Below are 20,175 nucleotides of genomic sequence, written 5' to 3'. Positions count from 1 at the left end.
AAGGGGTCAGGGGATCCGGGCGACGGTCATCCCGGTCGACGTCGGCGCTCCGCCGAGCCCGACGAGGGCCTCCGGCAGGTCCTCCAGACCGATGATCGACCCCAGGTGCGCGGCGGGATCCAGGCGGCCGCCGGCGATCTCCTCGAGCAGCGCCCGGTACTCCCCCGCCGCCAGGCCGTGGCTGCCCATCACCTGCAGCTCGAGGCCGAGCACGCGACCCATCGGCAGCGCGGGGTCCGCGTCCTCGCCCAGCAGCAGCCCCACCTGCACGTGACGTCCGCGGGGGCGCAGGGAGCGGATGCCCGCGGCCGCGGTGCGCGCGGATCCGAGCGCGTCGATCGCGACATCGGCGCCGCCGCCGCTCGCCGCGAGCAGCCGCTCGACGAGGTCATCGACCTCCTCGTCGGGAGCGGTCGGCACGGGCTCGGCGCCGAGCGCCCGGGCCGCCTCGAGGGCTCCGGGCGAGACGTCCACGGCGAGCACGCGCGCACCCACCGCCACCGCGATCTGGATGACGGAGAGCCCGACGCCGCCGCACCCGAGCACCACCACGCTCTCCCCGTCGCGCACGCGGGCCTGGGTGCGCACGGCGTGGAACGCGGTGCCGAAGCGGCAGCCGAGCCCCGCGGCGGCGAGCATGTCGATGCCGTCGGGCAGGGCGACGAGGTTGTGGTCCGCCTCGATCACGACGACCTGCTCGGCGTACGAGCCGGGCAGGTCGAAGCCGGGCTGGTGCTGGTCGGGGCACACCTGGGTGGCTCCCGCGCGGCACTGCGCACAGCGGCCGCAGGACAGGATGAACGGCGCGGTCACACGGTCGCCCACCTGGAACCGGGTGACCTCGGGGGCGACCTCGCGGACCACGCCGGCGAACTCGTGCCCGGGGGTGTGCGGAAGCGAGACGGAGTCGTCGTGCCCCTGCCAGGCGTGCCAGTCGCTGCGGCACACGCCCGTCGCGCGGACCTCGATCACCGCCCCGCGCGGCGGGCACGCGGGGTCCTCCACCTGCTCGACGCGGGGCGGGGTGCGGAAGGCGTCGTAGCGCACGGCTCTCATGGAGCCATCGTGCCGCACAGGGGCCGCGGCACATTCCGCCGTCTCGCCGGGGCCGGGCGGGGCCGACGCCCGACGAGACGCGCGCCCGTCACTCCTCCTCGTACGCGGCCCTCTTCTCCTGCACCGCGCGCAGGCGGGCGAGGTCGAGCTTGCGGCCGCGCTGGAAGTCCACGACGCCGTTCTTCTCCTGGAACACGTCGGTGAGCTGCGTGTAGCAGTAGGCGAACATGAGCGGGTCGCCCAGCAGCACGTCCGTGAGGCCCTCGAAGCGCTCGTAGAGCTCCTCCTCGCTCGAGATCCGCTGCCCGTAGCCCCACGACTGGGAGGCGTTGTTGCCGGCCTCGCGGGCGGCGCGCGCCGCCTCCTCGGCGTTCCACCAGATGCCGCCGTACTCGGAGACGAAGTAGGGCTGCCCCTCGTAGTCCAGGGAGAAGGAGCCGTCCGCGAAGGGCAGCTCGCCGTCGCCGAGATCGCGGCGGTTGGCGAAGGGACGCCCCTCGGCGAGGCCGGACTGCTCCGTGCGGAAGCGCTCGGGATCCTGCTCGTAGGAGTGGGAGTCGAAGACGTCGGCCCCGCGCACGCGGTGCGAGTAGCCGGAGGTGTCGAGCACCGGGCGGGTGGGGTCGGCGAGCTTCGTCGCGTCGTACATCGCCTGGGTGACGTCGTCGAGCTGGGTGATGCGATCGTGGCGCACCTGGTGGGTCTCGTTCAGGGGGCACCAGCCCACGATCGCGGGGTGGTTGATGTCCCGGCGCACCGCCTCGACCCACTGGCCGATGAACGCCGCAGTGGGCTGCTGGTTGTCGCCCGTCGGCCCGCGCCCGGAGACGCCCCAGTCGCCGAACTCGCCCCAGACCAGGTAGCCGTGGACGTCGGCCCAGAAGAGCATGCGCTCCTCGAAGACCTTCTGGTGCAGGCGCGCGCCGTTGAAGCCGGCCTCGAGGGAGAGGCGCACATCGCCCTTGATCGCCTCCTCCGACGGGGCGGTCATGAAGGTGTCCTCCCACCAGCCCTGGTCCAGGACCAGGCGCTGGAAGACCTTCTCGCCGTTGATGCGGAACTCGTGGTCGCGCAGCGAGGTCGAGCGCAGGCCGGTGTAGGAGCGGACCGTGTCCAGGACGGCGCCGCCGTCGGCCACGAGGCGCAGCTCGAGGGAGTAGAGCTGCGGGTCGCCCGGGCCCCAGACGCGCACCTGGTCCTCGGGGACCGTGATCTCGAGGTGCGGGGCGAGGTCGAGGTCCGCGCGGACCTCCGCGCTCGCGACGGCGCCGCCGCCGACCTCGCCGAGCACGGCCTCCAGACGGGTGCCGGGGGTGCTGCGCGAGAGCGGGACGTCGATCGCGAAGGAGTGGGAGGCGAGCGAGGGCACCACGCGCAGCGAGCGGATCGCGTCCTCGGGGACGCCCTCGAGCCAGACCGTCTGCCAGATGCCGGTGACCCGGTGGTAGGTCGCGTGGCTCGCCTCGTAGAAGACCGACTGCTTGCCGCGCGCCTGCAGGTCGTGGCGGGAGTCGCGAGCGCGCACGACGATCTCGACGCTGCCCCCGGCGGACACGACGCCCGAGAGGTCCGCGTCGAAGGGCGTGAAGCCGCCGCGGTGGCGGGCGACCTCGACCCCGTCGGCCCAGACGGTCGCGTCGTGGTCGACGGCGCCGAAGTGCAGCACCGGCCGCAGCCCCTCCCAGCTCGCGGGCACGCTGACCGTGCGGCGGTACCAGACGGCCTCCATGAAGTCGCGGTCGCCGATGCCGGAGGCCGGCGACTCCGGCGGGAAGGGCACGAGGATCTCGGTGGCGAGCTCGCGCTCGAGCAGTCCGCGCTCGCGGCCTGTGTCGCCGCGGTCGATCTCGAACTGCCAGGTGCCGTTGAGGTTCAGCCAGGCCTCGCGCTGCAGCTGCGGGCGCGGGTGCTCAGGGCGCGGGACGTCGCCGGTCGGGACGTCGCCGGATCCGTCCGACGACGGGGCGTCCAGCGCGGCGGCGAGCTCGTCGGCGCGGGCGAAGAGGTCGGTCAGGTGCGAGGGCAGCTCGGGCACGGCGTGCTGGTCGCTCGCGGGGCTCTGCTCGGGTGCGGTCACGGTGGTCCTTCCATCGGCGCTGATCGGCGGGCCGGACGGCGCCGGCACCTCAAGTCAACACCGCCGCGCTCCGGATTGCAACGTGGGAAACACGGATGGTCAGCGACGCGGCCCTGCGGAGCTCTCGCGCGCCACCAGGCGATAGGGGACGACGTGCTCTCCCCCGTCGGGCTCCCCTTCTCCTGGCCCACCGGGGTCCGATCCTCCCGGGCCGATCGCGGCGTCGAGGGTCGCGGCGATGAGGTCGTCGAGGTCCGGGGCGATCGAGCTCAGCGCGGGGTGGGCGTGCCGCGCTCCGGGGGTGTCGTCCCAGCCCACCACCCCGACGTCCCCGGGGACGTCGAGGCCGGACTCTCGCAGGCCCGCGAGGGCACCGATCGCGAGCTGGTCGTTGGCCGCGGAGATCGCGTCGAACGCGACGCCGCGCTGGACGAGGTCGAGCACTGCGCGCCGCCCCTCGGCCATGTCCCAGGCGCCCACGTGCGCGATCCGCTCCGGGTCGCTCGCGATGCCGCTCGCCCGGCAGGCGGCGCGGAAGCCCGCGAGGCGGTCGGTGCCGGCGGAGCGCTGCTCGGACTCCCCGCCCAGGAAGACGGGTCGGCGATAGCCGCGCTCGACCAGGTGGCGGACCACGTCGGCCGAGGCCTCGACGTTGTCGACGGCGACGTGGGTGACGCCCTCGGCGCTCAGCAGGTGCTCGCCGAGCAGCACGAGCGGCGGGCCGTCCCCGCGGTCCCGGATCTCGACGGGGTCCAGCGCCTCCGGGGAGATCACGACCGCGTCGACCGGACGGCTGATGCGTCCGCGCACGTGGGCGCGCTCGACCTCGCCCCGGCCCAGCGACAGCTCGACGCTCACGGTGTACCCGCGCTCCTTGGCCGCGACGTGCAGCATCTGTGCGAGCTGGGCGAAGTAGGGGTTGGAGAGCTCGGGCAGCACGAGGGCGATGGTGTGCGTCGGGCCGCCGCGCAGCTCCCGGCCGATCGTGTTCGGCACGTAGCCGAGCTCGCTGATGGCCCGTTCGACCCGCTCACGGGTCTCGGGCCGCACGACGGGCCGGTCGTTGACGACGTTGGAGACCGTCTTCCACGAGACCCCGGCGGCCTTCGCCACGTCCTTGATGCTCACGCGCCTGGCCATCGCGCACCGCCTTCCTGCTGTTCCGGAGGCCGTCCGCCCCGGCCCCGGTGATCCGCCGAGGATACCGGCCGCGCGCTCCCTCCAGGTGCGTTGCTCACATCGGGACCCGCAGATGGGGGTGAACGGCGCGGACGGCCGTAGGCTGGTGGCTTCGTGTGCCGTCCCACCTGCCATGGCACCGCGCCTCGCCGTGCACTGCGCGACGACGGCGGCGCGCCGTCCGCGCGCAGCCCCGGGGAGCCTCCCCGTCGGGCACGTCCCCGGGCCCTGCCCGTCGGACGCCGACCGGGTCTCCCCCGTCGGACCAGCGGACCGCAGCGCGCAGGGCGGGACCGCGTCCTCTAGAACGGAAATCCGTGACCTCCACTGACTTCGCGCGCCTCGGCGTGCCCTCGCACCTCATCGACGCCCTCGCCCCGCAGGGCATCACCACCCCCACCCCCATCCAGTCCGCGACCCTCGGCGACTCCCTCGCCGGCCGCGACGTGCTGGGCCGCGGCCGCACCGGCTCCGGCAAGACCTATGCCTTCGGCCTGCCGCTCGTCGCCCGCCTCGAGCAGGACGCGCGCAAGCGCCGCGCCCGCTTCCCGCGCGCCCTTGTGCTGGCCCCGACCCGCGAGCTCGCCGCCCAGATCGACCAGTCCCTGACACCGCTGCTGCGCGCAGCGAACCTGCGCAGCACCGTCGTCTTCGGCGGCGTCGGCCAGAAGCCCCAGGTCGATGCGATCGCCCGCGGCGTCGACGTGCTCGTCGCCTGCCCCGGCCGTCTGCTGGACCTCATGGGCCAGGGCCACGTGGACCTCGGCGCCGTCGAGATCACCGTGCTCGACGAGGCCGACCACATGGCCGACATGGGCTTCCTGCCGATGGTCCGCCGGATCCTCGCCAAGACCCCCGCGAAGGGCCAGCGCATGCTGTTCTCCGCGACCCTGGACCAGGGCGTCCAGAAGCTCGTCAAGGAGTTCCTGCACTCCCCCGTCACCCACTCGGCCGATCCGGAGACCAGCCCGGTCTCGACCATGGAGCACCACGTGCTCGAGGTCGGCGCGGATGCGAAGTTCGACGTCCTGCGCGACCTCGCCGCGGCGCCCGGACGCACCATCCTCTTCACCCGCACCAAGCACGGTGCGAAGAAGCTCGCCCAGAAGCTGAGCCGCTCGGGCGTGGCCGCCGTGGAGCTGCACGGCAACCTCTCCCAGGGCGCCCGCACCCGCAACCTCGAGGCCTTCGGCTCGGGGACCGCGAGCACGCTGGTCTCCACCGACATCGCCGCCCGCGGCATCCACGTGGACGACGTCGCCCTGGTCGTGCACGCGGACCCGCCGGTCGAGCACAAGGCGTACCTGCACCGCTCGGGCCGCACCGCGCGCGCCGGCGGCTCCGGCACCGTGATCACCGTGCGCACGCCCGATCAGAAGAAGGACGTGCACGACCTCATGCGCAAGGCCCGCATCACGCCGGCCCAGCACGAGGGCGTGGTCGTCACGAGCCCCGTGCTGAGCGAGCTCGCCCCCGGTGAGCGCGTCTTCACCGAACCCGCACCGGCCCCGGCGCAGCAGCCCCAGCAGGGCGGCGGACGCGGCCAGGGCGGTCGTGGTCAGGGCGGCGGACGCGGTCAGGGCGGCGGTCGTGGTCAGGGCGGTCGCGGCAGCGGCGGCGGCCGCTCCTCCGGGGGCCGCGGTCGCGGCGGCCAGGGCGGCCGCGGACAGGGCTCCCAGGACGGCCGCTCCGGCGACGGCTCGCGCTCCGGCCAGGACGGTCGCTCGGGTCAGGGGTCGCGTTCGGGGCAGGGATCGCGCTCGGGCCAGGGCTCGCGCGGTCGCGGCCGCGGCGGCCGCTCGGGCTCCGGCTCGGTGACCTCCTACTCGACCTCGAGCTCCGGCGAGGGCTCGTCGCGCCGCTCCGGCGGGCTCGCGGCCTTCTCCTCGGGCCGTCGCGGCTGACGCCGGACGCGCCCGGCCCGTCTCGGGTCCGGGCGCCCCGGGGCGCATCATGGCTCGCAGCATCGCGGAGATCCTCGTCGAGGCCCGGCGCGGCACGGCGCGCGTGGCGCCGAGCGACCTGCCCGGGCGACTGCGCGACGGGGCCCGGGTGATCGACGTGCGCACGCCCTGGACGCGCGACGCCGAAGGCCACATCCCCGGAGCGATCGTGGTCGAGCGCACCGTCATGCTGTGGCGGCTGGACCCTCTCAGCCCGAGCCGCATGGCCGACGGGCCGAGCTACGACGACGACGTCATCGTCGTGTGCAACGAGGGCTTCTCCTCCTCGCTCGCCGCGCGCGACCTGCGCGAGCTCGGCTTCTCCCGAGCCACGGACCTCGAGGGCGGCTTCCGCGCCTGGGCCGCGGCGGGCCTGCCCGTGCAGGCCGAGCCGACGCGATACGTGACCTGAACCCCGCGCATCCGCGTAGGGTGCGACGCAAGCACATGCGCACGACGAGCGAGGGGCACTCATGAGCCAGTCACCCTGGGACCGACCGGATCCGCACCGCGGACCCCATCCCGTGATCCCGGGCGAGGTCGTGCACCATCACGCCCCTGACGCGGCGCAGCGGAGCTTCGACCCGTACGCGGCGGACGGACAGCATGTCCCCGGCGGACCGCCGCCCGGATCCGCCCTCCAGCCCTACGGCGCGCCGACGGGGAACCCCGGTGCCGGTGCTGCTCCGATGCCCGGCGTGATGCCCGTGCCGGTGGCCGTGATGCCGCTCAAGAGCGTGGGCGTGGCCTTCGTCCTCACCTTCTTCTTCGGCGTCTTCGGGGTGTTCTACTCGAGCGTGACCGGGGCACTCGTCCTGATCGGCATCACCGTGGGCCTGCTGGTGCTCTCGACGATCGTGTTCGGCATCCTCTCGGTGCTGACGATGGGGATCGGGGCCGTGCTGTTCGGACTGGTCCCGCTGATCGGCGTGGGCGCGTGGATCGCGAGCATCATCTGGGGCTGCACGGCGGCCTCGAACCACAACCAGCGGGTGCAGGCTCAGTACGCGCAGATGGCGGCGCGCCACCAGCATCCGACCTGGTGACCGCTGCAGGAAAGCGGTGCTGACCTCGCTATTCCCCGGGGCGAAGCTCAAGTGCTCACAGCGCCCAGCACCCCGCGCCGGGCGCGGCGTAGCCTCGGCTCCATGAGCACTCCCGCCCCCGGCCCTGGGCCCAGCGGCCCGTCCGCATCCTCCGCGTCGCGCACCCCGCACGTCCCGCTCTCGATCCTCGACCTCGTCCCGATCTCCGAGGGGATGGACGCCCGCGAGGCCATCGGCCACGCGATGAGCTCCGCGCAGCTCGCCGACCGTCTGGGCTTCACCCGCTACTGGTTCGCCGAGCACCACAACACGATCTCCCTCGCCTCGAACGCGACGTCCCTGCTCATCGGCCAGGCGGCGCAGCTCACCGAACGGATCCGCGTGGGGTCGGGCGGGATCATGCTCCCGAACCACTCCCCGCTCTCGGTGATCGAGCAGTTCGGCACGCTCGTGCAGATGCACGGCGACCGCATCGACCTGGGGCTCGGGCGCGCACCGGGGACGGACCCGCTGACCGCGCAGCTGCTGGCCCGAACGTCTGCCGATCCCGAGGCGTTCATCGCCGCCGTCGAGCAGATGCGCGACTGGTCCCGGACCCAGCAGCCCACGGGACTGCGGATCGCGGCGCCCGTCGCCGAGGGCACCGAGGTGCCGATGTGGATCCTCGGCTCGACCGCGAACGGCGCCCATCTGGCGGGCCGCCTCGGAATGCCCTTCTCGGTCGCCTCGCACTTCTCGCCCTTCGGGTTCGAGCAGGCGCTGGACACCTACCGGCGCACCTTCGACGCCGACGCAGACTCCGCGCAGATCACCGCCCCGCACGCGATGGTCGGCGTGAACGTGCTGGTGGCACCCACCGACGAGGAGGCGCAGCACCTCTTCACCTCAGCCCAGCAGGGCTTCCTGGGGATCCTGCGAGGAGAGCGCACCAAGGTGCGCCCTCCTCGCGATCTCGAGGGCCTCGCCGATCCTGTGCTGCTGGACAAGGTCGACCAGACGCTCTCGGTCCGGGCCGTGGGCTCTCCCGAGACCGTCGTCGCGCAGCTCGAATCCATCGTCCGCGCGACCGGGGCCGACGAGCTCATCGTCACCGGCCAGGTCTTCGACCCCGCGCATCGCGACCGCTCCCACGAGCTGCTCGCACAGGCATGGGGGCTCTGAGGCGCTGGGTCGACGCGGCGCTGAGTCGACGAGGCGCCCAGGCATATCGCTACCGGAGCACGCTCTCCACCACATGCTCCTTCGCAGGGGTTACGCGGCGCGAGGCCGAGGGCGGGTCGTCGCGGCGCCCCCGTGTGCGCGAGCGTTACGAGTTGCGGTGGGTTTTGGACGGACGTGCGAAGCGTCGAAAATCCACCGCAATTCGTAACGCGCCAGCAGGCACACCGGCGCCGAGGCAGGGCACGGCGTGAGGTGGTGAGGTGGGAGCCCCCGACGTCACCCGGGCCCTCAGCCTCCGGGGTCACCCGGGTCAGGCCTTACCGCCTTCGCTCTCCGGCTGCCACCCGAGCTCCTCTGCGGCCCCAGGAGATCCGAGAATCCTGCGCCGGGTGTGCGACCGGATGTGCGATTCGGCCTGCTCCATCCGCGCCCGGTGCGCGCGCCGCTGGTCCAACACGGCATTGCGCACGGCGAACCGCACCTGACCGAGGTCATGGACGAGCACCTGCTCGGGAATGCGCACCTCCAGCCATCCGGGCAGACCCGGGGCGTGGGCGATGCGCACGGGCAGCAGACGCGGCACGAAGGGCAGAGTGCAGCGAGCGCAGTCCCCACAGCGCGGCGCGCACACGGGCTCCTTGCGGAACACCGCATAGACCCGGTCCGCCCACCAGATCGCATGCGCACGTCGCAGCAGCACCCGGACGTAGTGAGGGGACGACGGGTCTGGATCCCCGCCCGTCAGCGGGATGTTCAGCCGCACCCGTCCCCACGCGGGGCCCGAGCGCATCAGGCGGGAATGCAGCACGCTCGGCCTGTCGGTGCCCGAGCTCATCAGGGCGGTCGCGGCCTTCGGTGCACCGTGCACACCGCTGCCGGAGGCCCAGATTAGGGCACCGTCGGGGACCATCGGTTCGGTCGGTTCCATGAACCTGTCCTGGGTGATCCGCGCGCGCAGCCGGTCGGTCACGACGACCAGCGAGACGTCGTCGAGCACCGAGGCGAGATCCGTCCATGTGCGCACCAATGTCGCGATGCGCACCTCGTCGACCGTCTCGATCTGCCAGGGCTGAAGTGGCACCCGGCTCCACTGCACGACGTCGTCGGACGCGCGATGCGCAGCGTTCGGGGTGCCGAGGTGCACCGTGGGGATCCCCCAGCGCGCGTCCACCGGTTCGCGCCCGGTCATGTCGGCGTCGCCCGGACAGGGAAGCCCCCAGGCCCGGGCCGCGGTCAGACCGACCAGGGCGGCCTCGGGGTGCAGGCGCAGCATCGCATCGGCGACGTCCCAGCGCGTGACCCTGCCGGCGCGGAGCGCGTCGGTGCGCGCGTAGAGGCCCCGCCGGAGCCGGATGACGTCCCGGCGGCGGAGGCGCTGCGGCTCCACGCCTGCGACGCGGGCGTCATGCGTCGTGAAAACGGGACGGGGCAGGGCGTCCGGGAGGTCTGCCGGGGCATGGGGCATGTCGTGAAGTGTCCCGTCTTCGCCAGGTGTCCGGGCTCTGTCCCCAATCCGCAGGTCAGAGGATTCGACGCGACACGAGAAGTGATCGCGGGGAAGCGACGCCCACAGGGAAGAGACACCCGCACGGGGAGGGCGGGTCCCCCGAGAGCACTGGGCGGCAGAGAGGCCGACCGATGGTGACGTGCCGCCCGGAGGTGAACCCTCATGTGACCTGCGCCCCACTCGTGAGGCGAGTGCACCTCTGTGTGTCTCCTTATGTGAAGCATCAGTTGCGCTAATACTCGTCGACCTCCACGATGGGATGGTCCTGCCACCGACCCGTGGAGCCCGCGTGACGACCTCGATCTCTGCCTCGACCTCAGCCGGCGCGTCGGCCGCCCCTCCGCCTGCGCCTTCTGCGCCCTCTTCTGCCGACGCATCGACCCTCTCGCCGCGTCTGCGCGGCCTCGCCGAGCACCTGCGCGGCCTCCTCGGGGAGGGCGTCGTGCACACCGATCCCGATCCGGTGTACGCGGGCGACCACGCGGTTCCCTCCGCTCCCGGCACGAGCTTCCTGCTGGTCCTCCCCCGCGACGTCGAGGGCGTGCAGACCACCCTCCGCCTGGCCCACGAGACCGGCACGCCCGTCGTCCCGCGCGGTGCGGGCTCGGGGCTGTCCGGGGGCGCCACCCCGGTCGACGGGTCGATCGTGCTGGGCCTCGAGCGCCTCACGCGCATCCGCGAGATCGACGTGCTCGACGAGGTCGCCGTGGTGGAGGCGGGCGTGATCACCGCGGACCTCTCCGAGGCGCTCGCGCCGCACGGCTTCTTCTATGCGCCGGACCCGGCGAGCGCGCGGCTCTCCAGCATCGGCGGGAACATCGCGACCAACGCGGGAGGGCTGCACTGCGCGAAGTACGGCGTGACCAGGGAATCCGTCCTCGGACTCGAGGTGGTCCTTGCCGACGGCACCCTGCTGCGCACCGGCCACCGCTCGATCAAGGGCGTCACCGGGCTCGACCTCACGCAGCTGCTCATCGGCTCCGAGGGCACGCTCGCGATCGTCGTCGCGGCGACCGTGCGGATCCGCCCACTGCCCGTCGCCCGACGCACCGTGCTCGCACGCTTCCCCACCGTCGCGGGTGCCGCGGCGGGAGTGAACGCGATCTCGCGCAGCCCCGTGCGGCCGGCGGCCTGCGAGCTGCTGGACGCGCGCTCCCTCGAGGACATCGACGAGAACACGGGAGCGGGCGTCGCCGAGGGCGAGAGCGCGGTGCTGCTCGTCGAGCTCGACGGCTACGGCATCGCGGAGCAGACCCGCGACCTGATCGCCGCGCTCGGTGGCGCGGGCGGCCCGGCGGACGACGGCGGGGACGGCGGGGACGCCGGCCCGTCGGACGTCGAGATCCGCGTCCTCGAGGACGAGGCGGAGGCGGAGCACTGGTGGGAGCTGCGCCGTTCGGGCCGCGGCTCCGGCGCCGGGCACTTCCGCCTCGGCGAGGACGTCGCGATCCCGAAGTCGCGCCTCGCCGATGCCTTCGCGGTCATCGAGCGGAACGGCCGCGAGCACGGCATCCGCACCTCGGCGGTCGCCCATGCGGGCGACGGCAACCTCCACCCCTCGCTCTCGCTCCCCCGCCCCGAGGACAACCCCGATCCCTCGGCGCCGCTTCCGCCCGTCCTGCACGAAGCGGCCGACGACCTGGTCCGCGAGGCCCTGGCCCTCGGCGGCACCATCAGCGGCGAGCACGGCATCGGCACCGCCAAGCACTCCTGGCTCGACCTCGAGCTCTCCGACGCGTCCCGCGCGCTCCAGCGCCGACTGAAGGACGCCTTCGACCCCCAGCACCTGCTCAATCCCGGGAAGGCCCTCTGACCCCGATGAACACTGCGACCACTTCGGACACAGCGACCACAACGACGACAGCGGCCGGCGCCGATCCCGCCCCTGCGCTCTCCCCCTCCGCGCTGCTCTCGGATCTGGGCTCGCGCGAGGACCGCGCGCGGGGCTTCGGGAAGGCCTCCTCGCTGCCCGCCGACTCGATCCCGCTGCTCGGCGGCGCCCCGAGCGAGGACCTGCTGCCGCTCGCGCAGATCCGCCACGCCGCCGAGGACCTCACCGCCGATCCGTCGGCCCTCGCCGCGGCGCTCCAGTACTCCCAGAGCCCGGGCCTGGCGGGCCTGCGCGACTGGATCGGCCGACGCGAGGGCGCGGAGCCCGCGCGGATCGTCGTCACCAACGGCGCCTTCCACGGGCTCTCGCTGCTGTTCGACGCCCTGCTCGACGAGGGCGACGCGGTGATCGTCGAGGATCCCACCTACCCGCTGATCTTCCGCGACCTGCAGCACAAGCGCCCCCGGCTCGTCCCGCTGCGCCTCACGGAGAGCGGCTTCGACATCGACGCGCTCGAGGCGCGGCTGGTCGCGGGCGAGCGCCCGAAGCTGCTGTACACGGTGCCCGATCACCACAACCCCACCGGGTACGTCACCACGCCGGCCGAACGCGCGCGGCTGGTCGAGCTCGCCGAGCGCTTCGGCTTCGTGATCGTCTCCGACAACGCGTACCACTCGCTGGGCTTCGACGGCCCCTCACTGCCGGACTACCCGCTGGGCTCGGACCGCGTGGTCCACGTGCGCACCTTCTCCAAGGTGCTCGGGCCCGGCCTGCGGCTGGGCTGGCTCGCACTGCCGACGTGGCTCGTCGGCCCCGTGACGCGGCTGCGCGCGAACCAGGACCAGCACTCCTCGGTGCTCGTGCAGGCGATCGTCGAGCGGGTGCTGGGGGCCGGATCGGCCGCGCACCCCGCGCCGGGCGACGGTCCGCTCGCCCCGCGCGGCTTCGACGCCATCGCCGCTCGCGCCCGCACCGCCTACGCCGAGCGCTTCGACCTCGTGACCTCGATCCTGGAGGAGCAGGTGCCCGGCGGCATCGAGGTCGTCCACCGCACGGGCGGCATCTTCGCCTGGGTGCGGGTGCGCGACGAGCGCATCGATCTCGCCGCGGCCCAGCGCGTGGCCCGCGAGCGCACCGGGACCGACGCCGTGCTGGGCCGGTACTTCTTCTGGGAGGGCGCGGACGGGGGCTCCGGCGCGAACCCGGCCGACGATCGCGGCGCGCTGCGCGTGGGGATCAGCCATCTGCCGCCGGAGCGCCTGCGCGAGGGGGCCGAGCGCCTCGCCGCGGCCCTGTCCGATACGGAGGCCCGAGGGTGACCCGGCCCGTCGGCCCCGCTCCCGTCGGCCCATCCCCCGTCGATCCGCCCCCGGCCGACCCGACCCCCGTCGGCCCCGATGTCACCCGCCGACGCCTCCTGCGCGGTCTCGGCGCGGGCGCGCTGGGGCTCGCCGCGCTGCCCCTGGCGGGCTGCGCGCTCGAGGCCGCCCACGCGGCGGGCAGCTCCGAGACGCCCGAGGACGAGCTGACCTTCCTCATCTCGAACCTCGACGGCGGATGGGTGCCCTCCAAGAGCGCGATCTCGAGCTACGAGGCGAACGTCTGGCAGCAGCTCACCGACAAGCTCGTGCACACGGACGAGAAGGGGACCATCACCCCCTGGATCGCCGAGAGCTGGGACGTCGCGAGCGACTCGACCGAGTTCACGCTGCACCTGAAGGACGGCGTCACCTTCTCCGACGGCACTGCGCTGGACGCCGACGCGGTGGTCGCGAACCTCGACGTCTGGGCGAAGGGCCGGCCCGACGCGGGCATCGCGAAGGTGGGCCTGTTCCCCGGCTCGACCTACGACGGGGCCGAGGCGCTCGACGAGCGCACCGTGCGCGTGCGCTTCACCGCCCCGTCCCTCTCCTTCCTGCCGACCCTCGGCTACCACGGCTGCCTGCTGCTGAGCCCCGAGTCCGTGACCCGCTCCCTGGGCGAGCAGTCGGACCTCGCCCACCAGATCGGCAGCGGGCCCTTCGTGCTGGACTCCTGGGCCGCGAGCGACCACGTCACCCTGGTGCGCCGCGAGGACTACGACTGGGCTCCGCCCGTGCTCGGGCGCAGCGGCGCCGCCGCGCTGCGAAAGCTCACCTTCAAGGTGCTGCCCGACGACACCCTGCGCGCCTCCGCCGCCCGCGCCCACCAGAGCGACGTGTCCTACAACGTGAACCCGCAGGTCCTGGACTCGTTCACGGAGGCCGGGTTCACGATCGAGGTGCCGCGCTATATCGGCTTCACCCACGGCTTCCGGGTGCGCACGAACGTGGCGCCCTTCGACGACGTGCGCGTGCGCCGCGCGATCACCCGCGGCATCGACCGCGACGAGATCCTGCGCACCGTGTTCACGAAGGACTGGGAGAGCGCGACGAGCTGGCTGCAGTCGAGCGTCCCCGAGGCCGAGGACCACTCGGACCTCTTCCCCTATGACCCGGACTCGGCCGCGCGGCTGCTCGACGACGCCGGATGGACCGGGCGCTCCGACGACGGCTACCGCACGAAGGGCGGCACGGAGCTCGCGTTCACCCTCTACCCCACCCCGTACCTCACCGGCTCCGTGCCCGAGGCCGAGCTGATCTCCCAGCAGCTGGGCCGCCTGGGCATCCGCGTCGCGACCCAGAAGATCGACGTCGCGGCCTACTCCGGGAAGGTCGAGGACAACCCCGACCAGGGGCTCGCCGAGGTCACCCGCAGCTTCGTGGACGCCGGCACCGTGGCGGGAGTGATCACCGCCGACGGCGAGGACTGGTTCGCCCTCGGGGACTCCGACGAGCGCCTCGCGGATCTCGCGGGCCGGGTGGCCGGCACCGCCGACCGCACGGAGCGCGCCGGGGTGATCGACGAGCTCTCGCAGCATGTCCTCGAGCAGGCCTACTTCATCCCGCTCGAGCAGAACGTCCAGCGCATCTACGTCCAGACCCCCGAGCTCTCCGGGATCACGGTGAACGCCGTCGCCATCCCCTCGTACCACGCGGCGACGAAGACGGGATCAGGGGCCGACGGGAAGGGCGCCGACGGAAGGACGTCCGACGGGAACGGGGCGGACGCATGATCGCCCTGAAGCGCGTCGGCCAGGCCGTCCTCGTCATCGCCCTCGCCTACGTGCTCGTGTTCCTGGTGCTCGCCGCGATCCCCGGCGACCCGGTGAGCGCGCAGCTCGAGAACCCGCAGGCCGGCTACTCCGAGGCCGAGAAGGCGCAGATCCGCTCGTTCTACGGCCTCGACAAGCCCGTGCTCGTGCAGCTGCTGATCTCGATCGGCAACGCCCTGCGCGGCGACCTCGGGATCTCGCTCTCGACCTCGGCGCCGGTCTCCTCGACGATCGGTGAGGCGATCCCCTCGACCCTCGCCCTCGCCGCGACCGCCCTGGTGTTCGCGCTGCTGATCGCCCTGATCCTGGGCTTTGCCTCGCAGAGCCTCGGCGAGGGCCGGCTGGGCGGCCTGGTGCGCTCACTGCCCACGGTGTTCCTGTCCACCCCGAACTTCCTCATCGGCCTGGTGCTGATCCAGGTGTTCGCGGTGCAGCTGGGCGCCTTCTCCATCATCGACCCCGAGACCGCCGGATCCACGGCCTTCGCGGCCCTGACCCTCGCGATCCCCGTGTCCGCGCAGATCGCCCAGGTGTTCATCACCGCCCTGGACACGACCACTGCGCTCGACCACACGGAGGTCGCGCTCTCCCGCGGGCTCGCCCCGGTGCGGGTGTTCGCGCGCCACCTGCTGCGGCCCTCCCTGCTGCCCACGGTCACCGTATGCGGGCTCGTGGTCGGCGAGCTGCTGGGCGGCTCGCTCATCACCGAGACGATCTTCGGGCGCGCCGGCATCGGCACCGTCGTCCAGAAGGCCGTGACCAGCCAGGACGTGCCCGTGCTGCAGGCCGCCGTGGTGCTCTCCGCGGCCGTGTTCGTGGGCGTCAACCTCGTCATCGACCTCGTGCTGCCGCTGCTGGACCCGCGGCTGCGCGCACCCCGGGAGGCGTCATGACCGCAGCGGTCCTCACCACCGGCGACCCCTCGGGCTCGCCCGAGCACGCGCCTGCCGGCGCCCCCGCGCAGGCAGGGTCACGGCTGCGCGGTCTGCGGCGCCTGCCGCTGACCGTGTGGCTGTCCCTCGCCGTGCTCCTCCTCGTGCTCGCGTTCTCGCTCGCACCGGGACTGTTCACGAGCGCGGACCCGGCCGTCGGCGTGCCCGACCGGAAGTTCACGCCGCCCGGGTGGCAGTACCTGCTGGGCACCGACCACCTGGGCCGGGACCTGCTCTCGCGCATCATCCACGGCTCGGCCTCCTCGATGACCAGCGCCCTGATCGCGGTCGCGATCGGCGTGCTCGTGGGAGGGGCGATCGGCCTCGTCGCCGGGTACGCGGGCGGCTGGGCCGACGCGGTCCTGGGGCGCCTGGTCGACGTGCTGCTGGCGATCCCGAGCTTCCTGCTCGCCGTGGTCGTGGTCACGGCGCTCGGGTACGACACCCGCAACGCCGCGATCGCGACCGGCGTCTCCGCGGTGGCGGTGTTCGCCCGGCTCATGCGCGCGGAGGTCCTGCGCGTGCGCACGAGCGTGTTCATAGAGGCCGCCCGCCTGAACGGCGGCTCGGACGCGTACATCCTGATCCGCCACGTGCTGCCGAACGCCGTGCGTCCCGTGCTGTCCCTCGCCGTCCTCCAGTTCGGCCTCGCGATCCTCACCATCGCGGGCCTCGCGTTCCTGGGCTACGGCGATCCGCCGCCGGCCTCCGACTGGGGGCTGCTGGTGGCCGACGGACGCGAGCATCTCCTGCACGCGCCCTGGCTGGTGATCGCTCCCGGCCTCGTGATCGCGATCGTCGTGCTCTCCGTGAGCCGTCTCAGCCGCTTCATCGACACCGAGAGGAACCGATGACCTCCGCCGACACCTCCGCCGACACCGACACCCGCCCCGACGCAGGGAGCACCACCGCGGGCGACACCGAGCACGGCACCGCTCCCCTGCTGACCGTCGAGCACCTGCGCGTCACCTACGGCGAGCGCGCCGCGGCCCGCGAGGTCGTCCGCGACGTGTCCTTCTCCGTCCCCGCGGGCTCGACCCTCGCCCTGATCGGCGAGTCCGGCTCGGGCAAGTCGACGATCGCCCGGGCCGTCCTCCGCCTGCTCGAGCGCCGCGGCGCCCGCGTCGAGGGCAGCGTCCGCCTGCGCGGCCGGGAGATCTCCCGCCTGCGCGAGCACGCCCTGCGTCCCCTGCGCGGACGGGTGCTGGGCTTCGTCCCGCAGGACCCCGGCAGCGCCCTGAACCCCGTGCGCACCATCGGCTCCCAGGCCCTCGAGGCTGCGGCGCTGGTCCCGGAGGCCCGCAGCCGGGCCGCACGCGAGGCGCTCGTGCGCGAGGGGCTCGAACGGGCGGGCCTCACGGACCCGGAGCGGATCGCCGCCTCCTACCCGCACCAGCTCTCCGGCGGACAGCTGCAGCGCGTGCTCATCGCGCTGGCGATCATCCCGGGCCCCGCCCTGCTCGTGGCCGACGAGCCCACGAGCGCCCTCGACGTCACCGTCCAGAAGCAGATCCTGGACCTGCTGACGTCCCTCCAGGACGAGCTCGGCATCGGCCTGCTGCTGATCACCCATGACCTCGCCCTCGCGGCCGAGCGCTCCCAGCAGGTCGTCGTCCTCTCGGGCGGCACCATCCAGGAGGCGGGCCCCACCGCCGAGGTCTTCGCCCGCCCGCGCTCGGAGTACACCCGGCGTCTGCAGGCCGACGTCCCCGGCCTGCACCCCGATCGATTCGCCGACCTGCGCGCCGCCCGGGACCTCGGGGAGGGCGGCGGAGCCTCGCCCGCCACGGCGCCCCGTGTCACCGCCCGCGACATCACCCGGACGTTCCGCAGCACCGGCGGCCACGAGGTCCGGGCGCTTCACGGGGTGTCCTTCTCGATCGCGCGCGGGACCACCCACGCGCTCGTCGGCGAGTCCGGCTCGGGGAAGACCACGGCGGCCCGGGCCCTGCTCGGGCTCGAGCGCCTGGACGCCGGGGCCCTCGAGGTCGACGGCCGGACGGTCGACCCGTCCGACCCCCGCGCGCTGCGCGCCCTGCGGCGCGACCTGCAGCTGGTCCACCAGAACCCCTTCACCTCGCTCGACCCGCGCTTCACCGTGGGCCGGATCGTCCGCGAGCCCCTCGACATGTACCGCGTGGGCGATGCCGCCGCGCGCGAGGAGCGCGTGCGCTGGGCGCTCACCGCGGTGCGCCTCGACGAGGAGATCCTGGGCAGGCGGCCGACGGCCCTCTCGGGCGGGCAGCGCCAGCGCGTCGCGATCGCCCGCGCCCTGGTGCTGCGCCCCGAGGTGCTGGTCCTCGACGAGCCGACGAGCGCCCTGGACGTCACGGTGCAGGCCGGGATCCTCGAGGTGCTCGTGCGTCTGCAGAAGGACCTGGGCCTGACCTACCTGTTCATCTCCCACGACCTGGGCGTGGTCCGGCAGGTCGCCGATACCCTCACCGTGCTGCGTCGCGGCGAGGTCGTCGAGGAGGGCGAGGCCGGGCGCGTCTTCGCCGACCCGCAGCACGAGTACACGCAGCGTCTGCTCGCCTCGATCCCCGCGCACGTCGCGGGCGCGGAGAGGACGACTCGCACACAGAGCACAGTGAGCACGGGGAGCACGCCCGGCGACGAGATCCTGGAGGCCACCGCATGACCGACACCCGCACCACGCCCGCCCCCTCCATCACCTGGGAGGAGGTGTCCTGGGAGGATTCGCGCGCGGCCGCGCTGCGCGACGCGATGGACGCCGAGGTCGGCCCGCGCTACATGCCGATCCGCGGCGCCTCGACCCCTCCGGGACGGCCGACGGGCGACGACGTGGAGACGGTCGTGCTCGCGCTCGTCGACGGCGAGGCCGCGGCCACCGGCACGCTGCGCCGCCTCCCCGAGCGGCTCGAGGTCAAGCGGCTGTTCGTCGGCCCCGCGTTCCGCCGCTTGGGCCTCGCGCGGGCGATCCTCGCCCACCTCGAGAACGCCGCCCGTGCGCGGGGCGCCGTCGAGCTGTTCCTGCAGACGGGGAACCGCCAGCCCGACGCGATCGCCCTGTACGAGCGGGAGGGCTGGGAGCACGTGGAGGTGTTCGCGCCCTACGAGCCGAGCGACGGCATCAGCGTCTGCTTCCGCAAGGACCTGGCGCCGCCGGCCGAGGGCTGAGCGGCCGGCTCGCGTCCACCGCGGCCATCGGGCCGGTCCCGCACTCCGGGCCGGATCCTCACCCCAGCAGCGCGGCGACGCGGGCGTCGGAGTCGGCGAGCGCCGACCGGTCGAAGGTCGCCCCGGAGGCGAGGATCTCGTCGGCCCCCGTGGTCTCCACGAGGCGCTCGAGGCGGGGGCGCAGTGTCGACGCGCTGCCCGCCCACGAGGCGTCGAGCCCTGCCTCGAGCCGGTCGCGCTCGCGTGATCCGAGCGCGCGCTCCCGGATCCTCGCGGGGCTCTCCAGCGGCGGGAAGGCACCGGTCTCGCGGGAGCGGACCATCGCCCAGACCTCGGGCAGAGCGAGCTCGCGGGCCTCGGCGTCGGTGTCGGCGACCAGCAGGTCCATCGAGAGCATCACGTGCGGGACGCTGCCCGCATGCGGGCGGAACTCCCGCCGGTAGGCGGCGATCCGCTCCCCGATGTCCTCGCCGAGCAGCACGGGCCCTCCGATCACCACGGCGAGCCCCAGGCCGGCCGCGGTGCGCAGCCCGGAGCCGGTGGCGAGCAGATGGATCGGCGGCGGGGGCCCTCCCGCCGGTCGGGCGGTGACCGGCGCCTCGCCCTCGAGGTGCGCGCGCACGCGGGCGACCTCCTCGGCGAACTCGTCGGCGGTGATCCGGGCGCGGCCGAGCGCCTCGCGCACAGGCGCCGTGAAGCCGAGCGAGCGACCGATGCCGAGGTCCACGCGACCGGGCGCCAGCGCCTCGAGCATGAGGAACTGCTCGGCGACGACGAGCGGGCGGTGGTTGGGGAGCATCACCCCGCCGGAGCCGAGCCGGATCCGCTCCGTGCGCTGCCCGATCGCCGCGAGCAGCACCGGCGGGGAGCCGCTCGCGATGCCCGGCACGCCATGGTGCTCGGCCACCCAGAAGCGGTGGTAGCCCAGGGGCTCGGCCGCGACGGCCCGCTCCACGCTGTCGCGCAGGGCGGCGGCCTCGGGGCGCCCCTCGCGCGTGCGGGAGCGGTCCAGCAGGGAGTACCTCACGCCCCTCCCAACGCGCGGACCTCCCGAGACCTTCCCGGTCTGTGCGGGCTGGTCCGGACCGGTGCGGACCCCCGTCCCCCACACAGCTCGGAGACCCGCGTCCACAGCAGGATGAACCCGGATGAACCGGACGTCGGGACGG

16 protein-coding genes are annotated in these 20,175 nt (G+C 73.7%); 11 read left to right on the top strand and 5 right to left on the bottom strand.

Annotated features, from left to right (window positions below):
* Positions 1–6 precede the first annotated feature (6 nt).
* The 3 genes from Bra3105_RS14970 to Bra3105_RS14960 all read right to left on the bottom strand — a co-directional run bounded on the left by Bra3105_RS14970 (position 7) and on the right by Bra3105_RS14960 (position 4,273).
* Entirely contained in the window at positions 7–1,056 is a 1,050-nt protein-coding gene (locus Bra3105_RS14970; protein WP_228357529.1) for an alcohol dehydrogenase catalytic domain-containing protein, read from the bottom strand.
* An 88-nt stretch (positions 1,057–1,144) separates the two neighbouring features.
* Positions 1,145–3,133: a glycoside hydrolase family 2 protein gene (locus Bra3105_RS14965; RefSeq protein WP_407650885.1), complete on the bottom strand. Its 1,989-nt coding sequence runs from the start codon at positions 3,131–3,133 to the stop codon at positions 1,145–1,147.
* Between the two features lie 99 nt (positions 3,134–3,232).
* The gene (locus Bra3105_RS14960) at positions 3,233–4,273 is read right to left on the bottom strand and encodes a LacI family DNA-binding transcriptional regulator (RefSeq protein WP_193636160.1); all 1,041 of its coding nucleotides are present in this window, start codon (positions 4,271–4,273) and stop codon (positions 3,233–3,235) included.
* 356 nt (positions 4,274–4,629) lie between these two features.
* Between Bra3105_RS14960 and Bra3105_RS14955 the strand changes: the two genes are divergently transcribed.
* The 4 genes from Bra3105_RS14955 to Bra3105_RS14940 all read left to right on the top strand — a co-directional run bounded on the left by Bra3105_RS14955 (position 4,630) and on the right by Bra3105_RS14940 (position 8,462).
* Positions 4,630–6,216, top strand: a complete 1,587-nt coding sequence (locus Bra3105_RS14955) for a DEAD/DEAH box helicase (protein ID WP_228357528.1) — start codon at positions 4,630–4,632, stop codon at positions 6,214–6,216.
* 49 nt (positions 6,217–6,265) lie between these two features.
* Positions 6,266–6,667 (top strand): rhodanese-like domain-containing protein, encoded by a 402-nt coding sequence (locus Bra3105_RS14950; protein WP_228357527.1) that lies wholly within the window; start codon positions 6,266–6,268, stop codon positions 6,665–6,667.
* 61 nt (positions 6,668–6,728) lie between these two features.
* Positions 6,729–7,301, top strand: coding sequence for a hypothetical protein (locus Bra3105_RS14945; RefSeq protein ID WP_228357526.1), 573 nt, complete (start codon positions 6,729–6,731; stop codon positions 7,299–7,301).
* 102 nt (positions 7,302–7,403) lie between these two features.
* Positions 7,404–8,462 (top strand): LLM class flavin-dependent oxidoreductase, encoded by a 1,059-nt coding sequence (locus Bra3105_RS14940; RefSeq protein WP_228357525.1) that lies wholly within the window; start codon positions 7,404–7,406, stop codon positions 8,460–8,462.
* A 310-nt stretch (positions 8,463–8,772) separates the two neighbouring features.
* Here Bra3105_RS14940 and Bra3105_RS14935 read toward each other — a convergent pair whose 3' ends face one another.
* Entirely contained in the window at positions 8,773–9,927 is a 1,155-nt protein-coding gene (locus Bra3105_RS14935; protein ID WP_228357524.1) for a hypothetical protein, read from the bottom strand.
* A gap of 331 nt (positions 9,928–10,258) precedes the next feature.
* On the opposite strand from Bra3105_RS14935, the gene Bra3105_RS14930 reads away from it, so the two are divergent.
* Genes Bra3105_RS14930 through Bra3105_RS14900 form a run of 7 tightly spaced genes read left to right on the top strand, consistent with a single transcriptional unit; the run spans position 10,259 to position 19,006 of the window.
* Entirely contained in the window at positions 10,259–11,782 is a 1,524-nt protein-coding gene (locus tag Bra3105_RS14930; protein ID WP_228357523.1) for an FAD-binding oxidoreductase, read from the top strand.
* 5 nt (positions 11,783–11,787) lie between these two features.
* Positions 11,788–13,119 carry an aminotransferase-like domain-containing protein gene (locus tag Bra3105_RS14925; RefSeq protein ID WP_228357522.1) on the top strand — a complete coding sequence of 444 codons (1,332 nt, stop codon included), beginning with the start codon at positions 11,788–11,790 and terminating at the stop codon, positions 13,117–13,119.
* Positions 13,116–14,894, top strand: coding sequence for an ABC transporter substrate-binding protein (locus tag Bra3105_RS14920; protein WP_228357521.1), 1,779 nt, complete (start codon positions 13,116–13,118; stop codon positions 14,892–14,894). The genes Bra3105_RS14925 and Bra3105_RS14920 overlap by 4 nt, the downstream gene beginning before the upstream one ends.
* Complete coding sequence (locus Bra3105_RS14915; RefSeq protein ID WP_200503436.1) at positions 14,891–15,826, top strand: ABC transporter permease; 936 nt, start codon at positions 14,891–14,893, stop codon at positions 15,824–15,826. Before Bra3105_RS14920 ends, Bra3105_RS14915 begins: the two co-directional genes overlap by 4 nt.
* Entirely contained in the window at positions 15,823–16,719 is an 897-nt protein-coding gene (locus Bra3105_RS14910; protein WP_228357520.1) for an ABC transporter permease, read from the top strand. Before Bra3105_RS14915 ends, Bra3105_RS14910 begins: the two co-directional genes overlap by 4 nt.
* On the top strand, positions 16,716–18,506 hold the full coding sequence (locus Bra3105_RS14905; RefSeq protein WP_228357519.1) for a dipeptide ABC transporter ATP-binding protein: 1,791 nt from the start codon (positions 16,716–16,718) through the stop codon (positions 18,504–18,506). Before Bra3105_RS14910 ends, Bra3105_RS14905 begins: the two co-directional genes overlap by 4 nt.
* Positions 18,503–19,006, top strand: a complete 504-nt coding sequence (locus Bra3105_RS14900; RefSeq protein WP_228357518.1) for a GNAT family N-acetyltransferase — start codon at positions 18,503–18,505, stop codon at positions 19,004–19,006. The genes Bra3105_RS14905 and Bra3105_RS14900 overlap by 4 nt, the downstream gene beginning before the upstream one ends.
* 58 nt (positions 19,007–19,064) lie before the next feature.
* Here Bra3105_RS14900 and Bra3105_RS14895 read toward each other — a convergent pair whose 3' ends face one another.
* The gene (locus tag Bra3105_RS14895; protein WP_228357517.1) at positions 19,065–20,033 is read right to left on the bottom strand and encodes an MsnO8 family LLM class oxidoreductase; all 969 of its coding nucleotides are present in this window, start codon (positions 20,031–20,033) and stop codon (positions 19,065–19,067) included.
* Positions 20,034–20,175: the final 142 nt, after the last annotated feature.

This window comes from Brachybacterium halotolerans subsp. kimchii, from assembly GCF_020792675.1.
Taxonomy (GTDB): domain Bacteria; phylum Actinomycetota; class Actinomycetes; order Actinomycetales; family Dermabacteraceae; genus Brachybacterium; species Brachybacterium halotolerans.
This window is presented reverse-complemented; position numbering and strand designations above follow the sequence as displayed.

Coding starts and splice junctions, on each gene's coding strand:
- Bra3105_RS14945 (WP_228357526.1), top strand. CDS start 6,729: ATGAGCCAGTCACCCTGGGACCGACCGGATCCGCACCGCGGACCCCAT.
- Bra3105_RS14935 (WP_228357524.1), bottom strand. CDS start 9,927: ATGCCCCATGCCCCGGCAGACCTCCCGGACGCCCTGCCCCGTCCCGTT.
- Bra3105_RS14960 (WP_193636160.1), bottom strand. CDS start 4,273: ATGGCCAGGCGCGTGAGCATCAAGGACGTGGCGAAGGCCGCCGGGGTC.
- Bra3105_RS14950 (WP_228357527.1), top strand. CDS start 6,266: ATGGCTCGCAGCATCGCGGAGATCCTCGTCGAGGCCCGGCGCGGCACG.
- Bra3105_RS14905 (WP_228357519.1), top strand. CDS start 16,716: ATGACCTCCGCCGACACCTCCGCCGACACCGACACCCGCCCCGACGCA.
- Bra3105_RS14925 (WP_228357522.1), top strand. CDS start 11,788: ATGAACACTGCGACCACTTCGGACACAGCGACCACAACGACGACAGCG.
- Bra3105_RS14915 (WP_200503436.1), top strand. CDS start 14,891: ATGATCGCCCTGAAGCGCGTCGGCCAGGCCGTCCTCGTCATCGCCCTC.
- Bra3105_RS14940 (WP_228357525.1), top strand. CDS start 7,404: ATGAGCACTCCCGCCCCCGGCCCTGGGCCCAGCGGCCCGTCCGCATCC.
- Bra3105_RS14910 (WP_228357520.1), top strand. CDS start 15,823: ATGACCGCAGCGGTCCTCACCACCGGCGACCCCTCGGGCTCGCCCGAG.
- Bra3105_RS14970 (WP_228357529.1), bottom strand. CDS start 1,056: ATGAGAGCCGTGCGCTACGACGCCTTCCGCACCCCGCCCCGCGTCGAG.
- Bra3105_RS14900 (WP_228357518.1), top strand. CDS start 18,503: ATGACCGACACCCGCACCACGCCCGCCCCCTCCATCACCTGGGAGGAG.